Annotated in this window: 15 protein-coding genes; 3 read left to right on the forward strand and 12 right to left on the reverse strand. The window is 34.6% G+C overall.

Translation table 11 applies throughout. The features are described 5' to 3' along the window. Positions 1 to 200: 200 nt before the first annotated feature. The 4 genes from MHB42_RS20345 to MHB42_RS20360 form a co-directional block, all read right to left on the reverse strand. The gene (locus tag MHB42_RS20345) at positions 201 to 1,910 is read right to left on the reverse strand and encodes a DNA primase family protein (protein ID WP_340808456.1); all 1,710 of its coding nucleotides are present in this window, start codon (positions 1,908 to 1,910) and stop codon (positions 201 to 203) included. Between the two features lie 237 nt (positions 1,911 to 2,147). Continuing rightward, the gene (locus MHB42_RS20350; protein ID WP_340804206.1) at positions 2,148 to 3,467 is read right to left on the reverse strand and encodes an IS1380 family transposase; all 1,320 of its coding nucleotides are present in this window, start codon (positions 3,465 to 3,467) and stop codon (positions 2,148 to 2,150) included. A 149-nt stretch (positions 3,468 to 3,616) separates the two neighbouring features. Then, positions 3,617 to 4,552 carry a hypothetical protein gene (locus tag MHB42_RS20355; RefSeq protein ID WP_340808457.1) on the reverse strand — a complete coding sequence of 312 codons (936 nt, stop codon included), beginning with the start codon at positions 4,550 to 4,552 and terminating at the stop codon, positions 3,617 to 3,619. A gap of 1,162 nt (positions 4,553 to 5,714) precedes the next feature. Next, positions 5,715 to 6,712, reverse strand: a protein-coding gene (locus tag MHB42_RS20360) for an IS630 family transposase (RefSeq protein WP_340808651.1) whose coding sequence is annotated in 2 segments (ribosomal slippage) — positions 5,715 to 6,254 and positions 6,257 to 6,712 — 996 coding nt in all. Because the reading frame shifts where the segments join, the coding sequence is not laid out codon by codon here. 178 nt (positions 6,713 to 6,890) lie between these two features. Here MHB42_RS20360 and istA point away from each other — a divergent pair. Together istA and istB are read left to right on the forward strand one after the other, a co-directional pair. Next, positions 6,891 to 8,321 (forward strand): IS21 family transposase, encoded by a 1,431-nt coding sequence (istA, locus tag MHB42_RS20365; RefSeq protein WP_258860958.1) that lies wholly within the window; start codon positions 6,891 to 6,893, stop codon positions 8,319 to 8,321. Then, on the forward strand, positions 8,314 to 9,036 hold the full coding sequence (gene istB / locus MHB42_RS20370) for an IS21-like element helper ATPase IstB (RefSeq protein WP_258860959.1): 723 nt from the start codon (positions 8,314 to 8,316) through the stop codon (positions 9,034 to 9,036). Before istA ends, istB begins: the two co-directional genes overlap by 8 nt. A gap of 265 nt (positions 9,037 to 9,301) precedes the next feature. On the opposite strand, the gene MHB42_RS20375 is transcribed toward istB, so the two are convergent. From MHB42_RS20375 to MHB42_RS20400, 6 genes are all read right to left on the reverse strand, one after another. Then, positions 9,302 to 9,592, reverse strand: a complete 291-nt coding sequence (locus MHB42_RS20375; protein ID WP_340808458.1) for a hypothetical protein — start codon at positions 9,590 to 9,592, stop codon at positions 9,302 to 9,304. Between the two features lie 83 nt (positions 9,593 to 9,675). Further along, on the reverse strand, positions 9,676 to 10,131 hold the full coding sequence (locus MHB42_RS20380; RefSeq protein WP_340808459.1) for a JAB domain-containing protein: 456 nt from the start codon (positions 10,129 to 10,131) through the stop codon (positions 9,676 to 9,678). Positions 10,132 to 10,193: 62 nt separating this feature from the next. After that, complete coding sequence (locus MHB42_RS20385) at positions 10,194 to 10,715, reverse strand: DUF1643 domain-containing protein (RefSeq protein WP_340808460.1); 522 nt, start codon at positions 10,713 to 10,715, stop codon at positions 10,194 to 10,196. Continuing rightward, complete coding sequence (locus MHB42_RS20390; protein WP_340808461.1) at positions 10,712 to 11,017, reverse strand: hypothetical protein; 306 nt, start codon at positions 11,015 to 11,017, stop codon at positions 10,712 to 10,714. Before MHB42_RS20390 ends, MHB42_RS20385 begins: the two co-directional genes overlap by 4 nt. A gap of 82 nt (positions 11,018 to 11,099) precedes the next feature. After that, positions 11,100 to 11,546: a JAB domain-containing protein gene (locus tag MHB42_RS20395; protein ID WP_340808462.1), complete on the reverse strand. Its 447-nt coding sequence runs from the start codon at positions 11,544 to 11,546 to the stop codon at positions 11,100 to 11,102. A gap of 112 nt (positions 11,547 to 11,658) precedes the next feature. Beyond that, positions 11,659 to 12,621: a DNA adenine methylase gene (locus MHB42_RS20400; protein ID WP_340808463.1), complete on the reverse strand. Its 963-nt coding sequence runs from the start codon at positions 12,619 to 12,621 to the stop codon at positions 11,659 to 11,661. A 51-nt stretch (positions 12,622 to 12,672) separates the two neighbouring features. On the opposite strand from MHB42_RS20400, the gene MHB42_RS20405 reads away from it, so the two are divergent. Then, a complete protein-coding gene (locus tag MHB42_RS20405; protein WP_340808464.1) occupies positions 12,673 to 13,518 on the forward strand; it encodes a type II restriction endonuclease in 846 nt (281 codons plus the stop codon). 46 nt (positions 13,519 to 13,564) lie between these two features. Here MHB42_RS20405 and rlmH read toward each other — a convergent pair whose 3' ends face one another. Continuing rightward, on the reverse strand, positions 13,565 to 14,044 hold the full coding sequence (gene rlmH, locus MHB42_RS20410) for a 23S rRNA (pseudouridine(1915)-N(3))-methyltransferase RlmH (protein ID WP_340808465.1): 480 nt from the start codon (positions 14,042 to 14,044) through the stop codon (positions 13,565 to 13,567). Positions 14,045 to 14,134: 90 nt separating this feature from the next. After that, positions 14,135 to 14,299, reverse strand: a complete 165-nt coding sequence (locus tag MHB42_RS20415) for a CxxH/CxxC protein (protein WP_340808466.1) — start codon at positions 14,297 to 14,299, stop codon at positions 14,135 to 14,137. Between the last annotated feature and the right edge of the window lie 114 nt (positions 14,300 to 14,413).

Raw genomic sequence — 14,413 nt, forward strand, 5'->3', positions numbered from 1 at the left:
TTCTCCAACTATAATTCTCCTTATAAAAGTCTAAGTGATAATATATTTTTGATTTCTGTAATATTTCAGGGAATAATCCAGATTTTTTCTTTCAATTATTAGCAGAGTGAAAAAGTGGTAGCAAATTTAAAAAAATATAAATTATCCCTGAAAAAATACAAAAATAAAAAATTATTAATTAAAACACTGTCACTTTGACCCTACGTTTTAAAACGTAAGTTTACCCAAAGTTTCTGACCATTTGATTTTTTCTCACCGACAGACCAGTTTTTCCTTTGTATTGCTTCTTTACAATTAGATAAGATTGAAGCTGTCCCTAACGGTATGAAATTTGTAATTGAATTTGTATCTACCCACGCTGTGTATCTTTTAGATATATCTGATTGCAAGATAGTTTCACCATTTGCATATTCTAAGCACTCATCAACAAAGGTACCTACTGAATCATTCATAACTTTAAATTTTCTTAATTCTGATTCACTTGCTGCACAACAAGGTAAATCCCAATTACTTTCTTTTAATTGTTGATAACCCTCATATGCAAAATTAAAAATCCCTGATAATTCCTCTAACAATTCCTTTTCAAGATTTGGATTCATATAAGCTTGATTTTCAAGTAATACTTGTCTAGATTCTACATAGGTACGATAAAATGGGATGATGGTTAACCGTCTATATAATCCATTTGAATGATCATCAGTTATGAATAAACGATTAAGTAATAAAATTAACTTCACATATAGTGCTTTTGTTTTTGGTGCTTGGTGTTTCTTGTTAATTAAAATTGAATCTCCAGAAGTAATCGCTTTAAGACGCTGAGTATTTACCTTTAAAGTTGATTCATTTTCTGACGCAATATTCACAAGCTTCCCATCTAAATCTTGAATACCAAAAGCACCTTCCATCTCATTTAAAGGGGTACTTGATACATTAAATTCACCATAAAGTCTGGTTAAAATTTTTGCTAATACAGATTTACCATTTGAACCGCTTCCTGTGAAAATAAATACTTTGTGAATAGGTGTACCTTTATGCAAAATATATCCCATGATATTTTTTATCAAATGGTACCGTTCTTCATCATTTTCAAAGACATCATTAAGAAATTCTTTAAATTTAGGAGCTTTAGCTTTAGGATCATAATAAATAGGTAACTGATTTGTAGAAATATAGTTTGAATGATGAGGTACAATTTTTCCTGAATCAAGGTTAAAATATCCATTTTTTAAGTTAATAATATTTATATCACCATCAAATTCAGATACTATTGGAATTAATACCTTTAAAGCCGCCATATATTCACTTTCCCAAGACTTCCGCCAGATAGTTTCATCAACTTCTCTTACTATTGCCGCACAAATAGTTTTAAAGAGATTATCTGATATAAACTCATATTTCCCCTCATTACTATATGCGTAAATACGTTCATCATTTGTTTGAATAAATGCTATCCTTGAAAGAACATAGTGGGCAAATACATTTGCATTGAAACAGAATTTTCCGTCATTTCTTTCTATTCCTCTTCTCCTTAGTAGAAGGTCTGAATGGTGACGTAATACGCACTCGGCAGGTGTTTCAGCGAGATGTTCTTCTTGATTAGGAGAATATCCAAACAATTGCAAAACTTGATATGTAGCAGTATTTGCTACAGAAGAATCTTCTTGGATTTTTGTAAATGCAACTTGTTGTTCTTCAGAAAGTTTTTTTAATAAAAGCTGTTCAAATAAATTAGCATCTTTCCCTAAATCAACAAGATTAAGATGTACACATTTAAGAAACTCATCGGATAAACCATTTACATTTGTTAAGACCCAATTAAAAAAGGGTAATTTTGAAATGGAGGTGTGTAAACTTTCTACATCATCCACTTTTACATAATTAGTCAAATTAAATACACTCGATTTATTCATCTTTTCCACCCCTAAACAAAATTGATTATGCATCTGCAATAACAACTTGAACCCGAATTATTCATAGCTAACTGACCTGAGTTCGTTTTGTCATATTTCTTATCACAGACCAAGTTTCTCTGGAATTTAAATGGAGGAATAAATGATTTAGGCCAGTTGATACTTAAAAAATGGGAATTTACCTGTTTTTAGGCAGACTTATCCCTTGGTACGGGTTCGATTTTTTAAAAAAGTGATCTAGTTGGTGGAAAGCTGCTGCACTCTGGTCAGAATGTCTGAAAAGAAGCGCGCATAGACGAAGCTGGACGCTAATTTGAAATGCAGGTAACGACCAGATTTTACAAGTTTACTGGCAACTTTAATTAACCGTGTGCGAATGGTTTGGATTTGAAGCCCATTTTTCGCAGATGGAAACGTTAATGTACGTAACCAATTCGTTAAATTGTAGGCGAGTAAACTGATCATCATGCGTGCTTCGTTCACTTGGAAATCATGGCTTTTCATTTGATCGAATCCGAAGCCATCTTTCGCCTCTTTAATGAAGTTTTCCATTGCGCCACGTTTTTGATAGGACGTGAGAATGGCTTCCGGTGAAAAGGCAGTTTCGCTTAAATTTGTGACGAAAAAGGCATGGGTGAAGAACAGTTCACCTGCTGGGCGTGTAGACTGAATAATGATGCGACGTGACGTATTCCATGAACCAGCCTGATAGATTGACTCCTCCACATAACGTTCGGCTTTTGTGACATCACGGATTTCAGATGTTGGATGTAGTTCTTCCGCAAGTGCTTTCAGTCTGGCGTTCGACTTTAAACGAATGATGTAATAGACCGATTCATCTTCGCAAAGTTTGTATAAGTCGGGTACTGCGAAGCCGCTATCACCACGCACGAGTGTTGTCGTTTCGGGAAAGTTTTCGTTGTAATGATCCAGTAAAGGGCGGACAAATTCCACGACACCGTTTGATGTATACCTATTCCCTGGGCGTAGCTGCGCTTTTAAAAAATCACCGGTGAAGCCGTCAAACGCAACGAGTGGATGAAAGCCGACTGTGCCGTAATGGCTATTGTATGAGGCATTTTCTTGCTTGCCATATGTATCCGCATGAGACGAATCCAGATCAATTAAAAGAGTCGTCGATTGACGTAACTGATGCACCCGGTCCAGTAGTTCTTGATTCGCCGCTTGAAGTTGTTGGAGTGCCTGTTTGTCAAAGCGTTTGAAAAATCGAGATAAAGATGGCTGAGATGCAAGTGCTGGTTTTCCAAGTACACGCGTGAAAACTGGATCGTGCGTTAATGTATCCGCTGCGTCATCCTCGTGATAGCCTGCGATGAGCTGATATATTTTTTGACGAAGAAGTTCCATATTGTCATGGATACAGTAAGAACGCTCATCTTTTAAGTGAAGGTGTTTGGCGATTGTTTTGGAAAAGCCGATTTTTTCATCGAACTCACGGAAGATAAATTGGCCTGTATCAGAAGAAAGCTCACCTCCATCGTGAGTTAATTTCAGTTGGTGATTGAAATGAAGTGTTGTTTGCGGTAATCTAATCATGAGAAGAATCCTTTCTTTTGGTTAGTTCTTGGTCGATTTAACCTTAACAGAAATGGATTCTTTTTTCATTTTTTTAGTGAAAAAGAGAATCCCACAGGAAAGGCGATAAATCGCCTTTCCTGTGGGATTTTGTATTTGGGTGTGAATAATTAGGGTTGAATATCATTAATATTTATCTGGGAATTAATTTGGTGAACTAGACTATCTAAAATTAGCGAAAGATGATGCAAACCAACCATCCCAATTTTCTTTTTAAACTTTAGACAAATTTGAATTTTATCATTTGTAAACTTGCCCAATCCGATTGATTTTAACGTCGAGTTAAATATCACGATATTCTCCAATTTTGAGGTCAGTACTGTATTTGCTGATAACCCATCTACAAGTAATGAAATCTGTTTAATTTTGAACTTAGCAGGTTTAATGTACTTTTTCTTAGGGAGAACCTCATTATTACTTTCACCAGTTGTTAGGTAATGGACTGTTTCATAGATCTCAAATGGTAATTTTAATTTCATTAATTCTGATACCAATTTTGAAATTTCTTCTCTTTCTTCGAAATATAAATTATTCAATGTAACAATTCCTTCGATTCCCGTTTCGATATGATCATAATAAGAAAAATCCAATCGAACTATAAAGTATTTTGAAGTTGTTAGATAACTAATATCTGCAACATTTTGAGCAATATTTAGAAATTTTTTCACCTTAGGTATATCAGTCATAATAACATTCTTAGAGAATACAAATATTAATTCGCCTTGGGTACACCAATACTCCATATTTTTAATAGGATTCTTACAAAATTCACTTGTATAATCACCTTGTAATACATAGATACTTTTATCCTCACTATATTTTTTTACAAATCTCATATAAGGTTGCTGTTTTTTAAGTAGCGGAATAACCTCTATATCCAAGTCATTCCCTTCCCTAAATACCTTTGCAGACGACCAATTTACATGAGTTAATTCATCTAGTAATAAATCTGCATACTGTTTTTCCTTTACACGACCTACTTTTAAGTATTCCTTATTCTTTTCCATTACTTTTGGAAACACATATTGTTTTGCAGCATTCATCATTTCAAAACATCACCTTTCAGAAAATTCCGTTCTTTTTTATAAGCATTTAAAGGTATCATTAGTCATCAAATAAGTTATTTTAATATCATCATACAAATCAAAAATAACTGTTCTTTATTACCTATCCTTAATCGACAATTCATCTAAAAACCTTTAATACCAATGCCTATGCAACAGAATATATATGACTTAAGACGAAAGCGCAACTTATTTTATAGTTAAAAAATCCCAAAATATTATTTAAAAATAATAAATATTTCTCTTTTCTAAAATTCACTTTCTCTTTTGTAAAGGAATATCGTAGCCATAAACCATTAAATCACTTTTAGTAAGGAAAATCGTATCTTCCCGAGCGAAGAGCTGTAAGTATAAGTATTACTTAGGCTTATCACATTTCTCTTATTAGACCTCAATAAAAGAAAATAGGATTTCATATATGTGACAATTTTGTGTACATAATATTCATCCCTATTTTGCTTAACAAAAAAAGAGTAATGGTTCATGGTGGGCATGAACATTACTCTCCCATATTAAGTAATTGAAAGGAAATACAACTTCCTTATCTATTGCTTTTGAAATGAACTTCAATCCAGCCAATAGACAGGAATGGAAAAGGTAAAATATTAATTTCAGACGTATTGAGGGGATTGAAAAAGCCTTTATAAAATTCGAGAAATCCTTGATTATAAATGTAGATCCTTAAACATGAGATGATTTACTGTTATCTTTCCTCCATCTTTATTAAATATTTCTACAATGATAACTGAAAATATCCCTATACATGTGCCAACCACAAAATAATTCAAATCATTTCTCCTCTCTTTGTTTGCTACAAAGCATCACTAATATGGAAATTCCAAAAAATACGCCTTGCTTGAATAATTCAATTTGATTTAGATTTTTATTTTTACAATCAGCCATCCTCTCCCCCCTTTCAATCAAAATTTAACTCAGAAAAATGAGGATAACGTAAAACAAACATAGGCTCTGCGCTGAATCTCTATTAGAATTTTTAATTTACATAAAATTAGATGAAAACTTGCTTATTAACACAAAGTTACCTCTCTTTTCAGGAGTTAAAATTTTGAACCAATATATCATTTACTAGCCAAACTTCATGAAAATTTTCACCACCTGTTTCTATATATACGGTGAAAGAAAATTAGAGTTTCAAGCACAGCCTATTCACCGTATTTTCAGGTGTTTGATTAATCATTTGGATAAAGCCTTGGACAGCACGTTGAATCTTTCCGACATTTGAGTAAAAGACATTGTGGATCACCGTTGTCTTCATCCATTTCCACAGTCCTTCGATTAAATTTAAATTGGGACTGTACGGCGGAAGGAACAGAAATTCAAAGAAATCTTGATACTTTTCTAAAAATGGTTGAATCAATTTCGCATGGTGTATGCGCGCATTGTCTAATACCATCACGATGCGTTCATTCGGATAACGAGCGATGACTTTTTCTAAAAAACTTAGGAATTCAACAGCGGTATATTGTTCTTCTTGCACGCAAAATACATCGCCCGTTTCGTAATCCAATGTACCAATTAGCTTAACCCCTTGATGTCGGCCATATGTTGGAATGATTTTTTGTTGACCTTTAAGAAACCACGTGTTGGAAATCGCTTGGTAATCACGGATCATTGACTCGTCTTCAAATAAAATACGATCAATTTGACCATGAATTAGTTTTTTTTCGCCTGTTCAAATTTTTCAAGGAAAACTGCTTGTTTGAGGGGGTCTGCTTTTTCCAATGTATACGTTGGTTTCGTATAACTTAAACCAAGACGGTACAATAAATCACGTGTCCCACGTACAGAAAAAGACACACCAAATGTTCGCTCAATCCAATCGCGAAGAAGAGGCGCTGTCCAGTTCATTTCAACGGGAAAACCAGCATCTTTAGGCGTTTGGTTGACAATTGTCGCGACGACTCGTGCTTCTTGTTCAGCCGTTAAATGACGCTTTCGACCAGGTTGTTTTTTACGTCCAAGTCCAGCGATCCCTTTTTCACAATAAGCTTTGCGATAATTGAACAGCGTCGCTAAAGAAAGACCTGTATAGTCGACAATTTTTTCATACGATTCGCCGGAAAGTAACATATAAATCACTTGGTAGCGAACGAACATTTTATGATTGTTTTCTTCTTTCATGACAAGCTTTAATTCTTCTAAAGCAGCAGGAATGTGTATTGCATAATAAAAGTGCAGACTAGTGCAGCGAATTTGTACAGAGTCTAGCACTTTTTTAGTGCAAAAAAATAGACTTGCCAGCCACCCCAAGTCACTCTACTGTTAAAGTGTCGAATTTTACCAGTGGAGGTTTGAAAGGATGCTAGCAATGTCTGAAGTTAATTGTATCAAAACATTACGAAATGAAAAAGGATTATCGATTACTGAAATCGCCAATACAATGCAAGTCAATTGGCGTACTGCCAAGAAATACGGTGATGGGGATCAGTTGCCGCAGGAGAAAACTCACCTGAAAAAAGGCATGATGTACGACGAAAAATGGGGAGAAATCGTAGTTGATTGGTTAGAAGAGGATTTAAAACTAAAGAAAAAATTACGCCGTACAAACAAGAAAATGCTTGAGGATCTAGTAAAGATGGGATTCAAAGGTTCTTACAGAACGCTTTGTAATTTTATTCAAGAATGGAAAGCAACAGAAGAAGAGGAAGCAGATAAAGGGCATGAACGTTTAAATCATCCAGGAGGAGAAGCACAGGTAGACTTCGGTGTAATGGAGGCTGTTCAAGATGGGGAAATTATTGATGTTCACGCATTAGTCATGTCATTCCCTGCAAGTAATACAGCATTTGCGGTGCCGATGCCTGGTGAAAACTTAGAATGTTTTTTAGGTGGACTTCAAATGTTGTTTAAACAGGCTGGTGGTATTCCTTTGAGCATTCGAATTGATAACCTAACACCTGCGGTGAAAAAAGTAAGAAAAGGAGATTCAGAGGCCCAATTAACCGAAGCCTTCCGACATTTCCAACAATATTACGGCTTTAAAGTGCAAGTGTGTAACCCACGCAAAGGAAATGAAAAAGGTCATGTAGAAAGAAAGGTTGGCTATGTACGCTATAATTTCTTTAGCTTGCCACCTGTCATTAAAGACCTTGAGGATTTAGGAAATCAATTAGAACAGCAGTTAGCAAATGATCGTCAACGAATTCATTATAAAAAGGAAGTACTGATTGATGAGCTATGGCAGCTTGAACAAAAGCAATTGATCAAATTACCTGAAGAACCATATCCGATATTTAAGCAGTTTCTGATAAAGTTTAATAAGTATAATGAATTCAAGCTTGATGGACATTTGATTCATGTACCAAGAGCAAGGAACTACGTCCAACTTTCTTGTGTGACATATTGGGATTCGTATAAAGTCATCACAAATGACGGTGAAATTCTATTATCTGATGCCCGTCCTTATATGAGAAAACGCCGTTTTATTCCTTGGAAGGAGATTTTAAAAGATTGGTTGAAAAAACCACGTGTTGTAGGGCATTCTCGTTATTCAAACTATTTACCAGCGCGTATTAAAGAGTATTTAACAGTGCCTTCGCTTGCCTTAAGAAAACAACGGATTAATGAATTACTGACGCTTTTACTCACACATGATATGAATGACATTGATCAAAACTTTTATAGTTATATTGGACGTGAGGTAGAAGAGACAGAACACCCTTACGGTGTGAATTGGACAGAATATGATGCCTTATCGCCAAAAGGAACGGAGGCGTTGAATCATGAATGAAGCGATTTTAACGCTCTGTAAGCAATTGAGATTGGCTTATGTGGCAGAAGCTATTAAAGTGGTACCTTTTACCGATCCAGAAGAATATATTTATCAAATTTTATTAAAAGAGCAGCTTGGCAGAGAACAAGCAAAAATAGCGCGTAATTTGAAGCAGGCACGTTTTATCGATACGAAGACGCTTGAAAGTTACCAGTGGCATAAAGATATTTGTTTACCTAGCCATTTAACAAAAGATGAATTAGAGCGACTAGATTTCATTCGAAGAAAAGAGAATATCATTTTAGTTGGAGCACCTGGAACAGGTAAAACTCATTTAGCTTCTGCACTTGGACGAAAAGCTTGTGAACAAGGATTTGAAGTGCGTTTTTATCGCGTTTCACATTTGGTTGAAGAATTAGAGCAAGCACTCCTTGTAGGGAAATTAAAGCAATTTAGAAGTAAATTAGAGAAAGTTGATTTAATGATTTTAGATGAAATGGGTTATTTGCCTTTTGGTAAAGAAGGAGCAGAATTACTGTTTCAAATTATTTCAGAGTTCTATGAACAAAAGAGCTTGATTATCACATCAAATTTAGAATTTAGTCAGTGGAACCGCATTTTCTCGGATTCACGTTTAACGGCAGCTCTGGTGGATCGTTTGATTCACCACGCCCATATTATTTCATACACGGGTCAGAGCTTCCGTTTAACCAATGCGTTGTCGAGAAAATAGAGAAAATATTGGGTGGCAATGCTCTGTATTTTTCGTTGCAATTCTCTGCACTTTTCTCTTGCAAAATACAAGGAATTTGTTCTTCAGGAATTAGGACAATTTTACGCATCATTTTTCTCCGTTTCATATCTATTAAGAATAGTATACAGGAAAACGAAGAAAAAGAGTGTAAGTCTAAAAGTTAATCACCTTATATATATTAAAATTTTTAAATTACATAAAATTAGATGAAAACTTGTTTCTTAATACAAAGTTATTTCTCTTTTCAGGAGTTATAATTTGGAACTAATTTATCATTTACTAGCCAAACCTCATATAAACTTTCACTTCCTGTTTCTATTAGCATTAATGTAAAGTAGTTCCCTTCTACATCTGTATAGTTGGCACTATGACAGAGAATTGGTGCTGGTACAAAGGCAATCATATAAGGTGGTACAAGTTCCTCATCTATTTCCTCATGAGTAAAGCTCATTGTTTCATAGCCTACTTCATGGAGTGGGATTTTCTTTCCTAGTTTTCTCTCCAATACTTCTGTCAATCGTTGGATTGCTTCCACTTTCAATAACCTCCTTATTTTTATGAACATAAAAAGCCCTAACATCCATTTCAGATGTTAGAGCCTATTTATCATTTAAAGCTTTATCCTTTTTCAAAATAACCACTCTCCTTCATTGAAACATAGCTATCATCACCTAACACAATATGGTCAAGCATTTCAACTCCAACAACTAAACCTGCCTCTACTAAACGTTTGGTAACGGCAATATCCTCTTGGCTTGGTGTTGGGTCGCCTGATGGATGTGGATGGCAACAGATGATGGAAGCAGCATTGCTTAAAATGGCTGTTTTCAGTACCTCTCTAGGATGAACTATGGAGAGATTCAAACTCCCTATGTGTGCAACAGTGATGTTTGTTGGCTGATTTTTCACATCAAGGCACATGACCACAAAATACTCTCGGTCTACCTCACCTAAAAATTCCTTGAACAGCTCGTAGCAATCTTGTGGACTACGAATGCGACGATTTTTGTACAACATGCTAGTTTCTCTCACTAATTTGATGGATACAATGTCTACTCGTTTCGATGGTTGCATATAAATTCCTCCTAAAATGTATTCAAGGAAATAATATATGTTCATATTTTTAGTTGAAACATTTAGTCAACTTGCTCTACGGATGGTATGTCATAGGGAACTAATTTCCATTCATTTTTTACCGCTGGATACAAAGGATGAAAACCTCTTCTCCCTTTTGAACTTTCAATTTGAAGAATATTTACCTTCTTATCAAGTAAAATTGCTATAATCATATGCAAACGTTTTAGTGCTTCTTTATTGCTTTCAATACCTGTACCTGCTGCAATAATTACATCTTCTACACGCTGAACTTCTTCTTGGACATACTTTAAATTTTCAATAGCAGAATCATTTGTATTTGCACCAGCAATTGTAGGAAATAAATTCATTATACTAACTGAGCCATAATCTAATTTTGCTAAGTTATTTATTACATACATCGTAGTTTGATCCTGTACGATTTCATTTGCATCACCAGCATTTTTCATGATTATAAGAGCTGGCTTTTTATTTTTATCCCATTCTTTTTTTACAACATACTTATTGGCTAACTTATCATCATAAATGACTTCGGTTTTTATTGTGCTTTTAATTACCTTCAAGTTTCTTCATTCCTTTCTGTAAATTGAGGAACCACCTTATCATCAATTAACCAAACTTCATAAGGTGATGTATTCTCTATTTCAATGGAAATGAGCGTATAATAATTACCTTCATCATCGGTATAATTTGCACAATCACAAATAACTGGTTCTGCTAATTTTGATATAACACTCATTGGAACCATTTCCGTATCTATCTCTTCATGCATTAGACTGACTGTTTCATAACCTATATCTTGAAGCTCGATTTCCTTCCCTAACTTCTGTTCTAAAACTTCTGCTAGTCTTATTAATGCTCTCATTTACATCACTCCCATTCCTCCAAAATAAAAAGCCCCAGCATCTCTAATGGATGCTAGGACTCAAATATTAAAAATCTTCATTTTAAAAGTATCCTTTCTCTTTTAAAGAAATGAACTTGTCATCGCCTATGATGATATGGTCGAGAAGCTCAATGGATAGTAACTTACAAGCCGCCGCTAAACGTTCTGTAATCTCTACGTCTTCTGGACTTGGTGTTGGATCGCCTGACGGGTGTGGGTGGCAGCAGATGATTGAGGCAGAGTTGCTGAGGATTGCTGTTTTCATGACCTCACGAGGATGAACGAGGCTGGCATTGAGGCTGCCAACGTGGACCGTAGAAATGTTAGTTGGCTGGTTCTTTGTGTCGAGGCACATCACGACAAAATGCTCTCTGTCGACGTCTCCAAGGTAGTCTCGGAAAAGCTCGTAGCTGTCTTGTGGGCTACGCACTCTGCGTTGTTTGTAGAGCATGCTAGATTCTTTTACTAATTTTACTGAAACGATGTTAACTCGTTTTGCTGGTTGCATTTTATTTTCCTCCTCTATAAATTAATAAGCCTAAGTATTCAAGAGTAACAATACTTAGGCTTATTATATCAATACAATAATATATATTTATTTTACATTTTATACCAATTCATTACAACAGTTCCAGTTGTACTGTATTAGTGTTTTCCTCAATTTCTACATCAATATCATTTTCTTGTCGGGGACGTAATGGTATGTCGGATAACTCACCATTATATACAAAACCTGGTTTAATAACTAAAGCTTCATTTACTGCATTTCTATTTTCAGTATTTGCCCCTACATGATAAAAATGAGCTTGAGTGATTACTTCTCCATTCCATTGATGTAAGTACTCATTTTCTCGATAAGCATTATCAGCCCACATTGATAATGCATAACCTGATTCTAATTGTTGTGCTATTTCAGCTAAATCTGAAGAATCTTCATCAGTCCATTTATTAAAATAATCAGTATGTTTACCAGCATATGGAGGGTCTAAATATACAAAATCATTTGATTGAACATTGTTCAGTGTTTCTTTCCAATCTTGATTTATAAATACCCAGTCCTTATTTTCCATAACTGATTTAACCCAATAAATTTGATTAACAATTTTAGTTATATACGCTTGTCTAAATCTATCTGGTTTTCTACAAAAGGGAACATTGAATCCACCTTTTTTATTAAATCTCATCATCCCGTTAAAGCAGGATCTAGATAAAAATAGAAAATCTAATGAATTAGGATTTTCATTAAATCTACTTCTTACTTCATAAAAATAGCTGTCTGCTCCATCCCCAGTTTGTGAAAGTAGTTCGCCTTGTTCATAAAGATACTCCCGTACTTGTTCTGGTGTAATGACATTATTTTGGATGTCTTGATAAAATTTTATAATGTGTGGATTACTATCAGCAATAGTAGCTCTCTGCGGCTGTATATTAAATACAACTGTCCCAGAGCCTAAAAAAGGTTCTATCCATCTACCCTCACCATTCCACTCAATAGAAGTTGAAATGAAATTTATTAGCTTTGTTTTTATTCCTTGACACTTTATAGGGGGCACTTTAACATGCTCTATGTTAATTGGTAACATTGTTTAATTATTCCTCCTAATGTATCCTTATATAAAAGGAGGATACATACTATGACTAACTCATCTAATTTTGATTTTATCAATCTATTTTATAACAAAGTTCAAGAAATGAACATCAATTGGGATGTTAAAGGACTGATTGCCAATGAAAACACTGTTTATGCAATCGGAAATGACTCTAAACTATTGGGAAGAATTTTTGAAATAATTTCTGCTCCAGTTATAAAAGCTATAGCAGAAGAACATGGTTACCAAGTAAAAATTCCCGATAAACAAAATACATATCCCGACTTTACACTTTTTAAAAATGAAAGTGATACAAATAAAATTGCTATCGATATTAAAACTACATATAAAGAAGGTAATAAGAAATTAAGTTTTACATTAGGATCTTTTACATCTTTTATTCGTGATAATAAAAAGAATATTGCATATCCTTACAGTGACTATTCTGAACACTTCGTTATTGGGTTTATTTATGAAAGAAATCATACTGCTGAAGAAGGTCAAATCGTAGATTATCAACATTTAAATGAGTTACCAGTGCCATATCAAAATGTGGATTTCTTTGTTCGTAAAAAGGTTGATATTACAGGACAAAAGAAAGGCAGTGGTAACACAGATAATATGGGTTCTATATCTTGTGCAAATGTTCAAGAATTTAAAACATTACAAGGTCCATTCTCTTCATTGTCACAAAACCTTTATTTACACTATTGGAGAAACTACCCTAAAAATACTCAAAAAGATAAAGATTATTTAGATTTAGATGGCTATTTTAGCTCCTTAGAAAAATTAATAGACGATCCTGATGCTACACATAATAAAGAACAGCTAGAAATTTTATTAGAGGAAAGAGAGCCTTATAAAATTTGGAAAGATAATAACAAGCAGTAATTTAAATGGAGTAACGATAATATTCGTTACTCCTAAAAAACCGCACTTACTTATGATACGGTTCCCCCTTCATAATCCTAAAACTTCGATAAATCTGCTCGATCAAGACTAGCTTCATAAGCTGATGTGGTAATGTCATCTTGCCAAAGCATAGCTTTTCGTCTGCGCGTTTTAAAACATCTGCATGCAGGCCGAGGGAGCCGCCGATGATAAAGGCGACTTTGCTTTTGCCGTATGTCATAAGGGCGTCTAAATCGGCAGCCATTTCCTCGCTTGTTTTCATTTTGCCGTCCAATGCAAGGGCAATGACATGGGTGCCGTCTTGGATTTTGGCTAGTATGCGCTCGCCTTCCTTTTTCTTGACGATATCCATTTCGGCATTGCTTAGTTGTTCAGGGGCTTTTTCATCTGGCACCTCGATGATATCTATTTTTGCATAGCTGCTGAGGCGTTTGACGTATTCATCAATACCCATTTTTAAATACTTTTCTTTTAGTTTGCCGACTGATACAATCGATATATTCACACGTTATCCACCTTTACAATTCATTTACAAACATTTTATCCACAAAAGTTATCAACATATCCACAAGCAATTCCTATATATTGTGTAAAGTTATTTACTTGATACAATATATTCTGCTGGCTGTTCACAGTAGCTACATTTTGTGGATAACTTTTTATCCTCGTCGATTTTATCCATAATTGGGAATGCTTTTTGCTCTGCTACAAACATGTCTAAAGCGTGATCTATATGGTTTTCACAGCTATATTTTGTCATTTTTTTATATCTCCTTATTTTCCGAAATTTCCACAAACTTATTCACAATATAGTCTATGTTATCCACAATCCATTGTAACAAAGGAAGAGCCTGTATGGAAGAAGAGCCTTTTT

It is taken from the genome of Lysinibacillus sp. FSL K6-0232 (genome assembly GCF_038008325.1).
Taxonomy (GTDB): Bacteria; Bacillota; Bacilli; order Bacillales_A; family Planococcaceae; genus Lysinibacillus.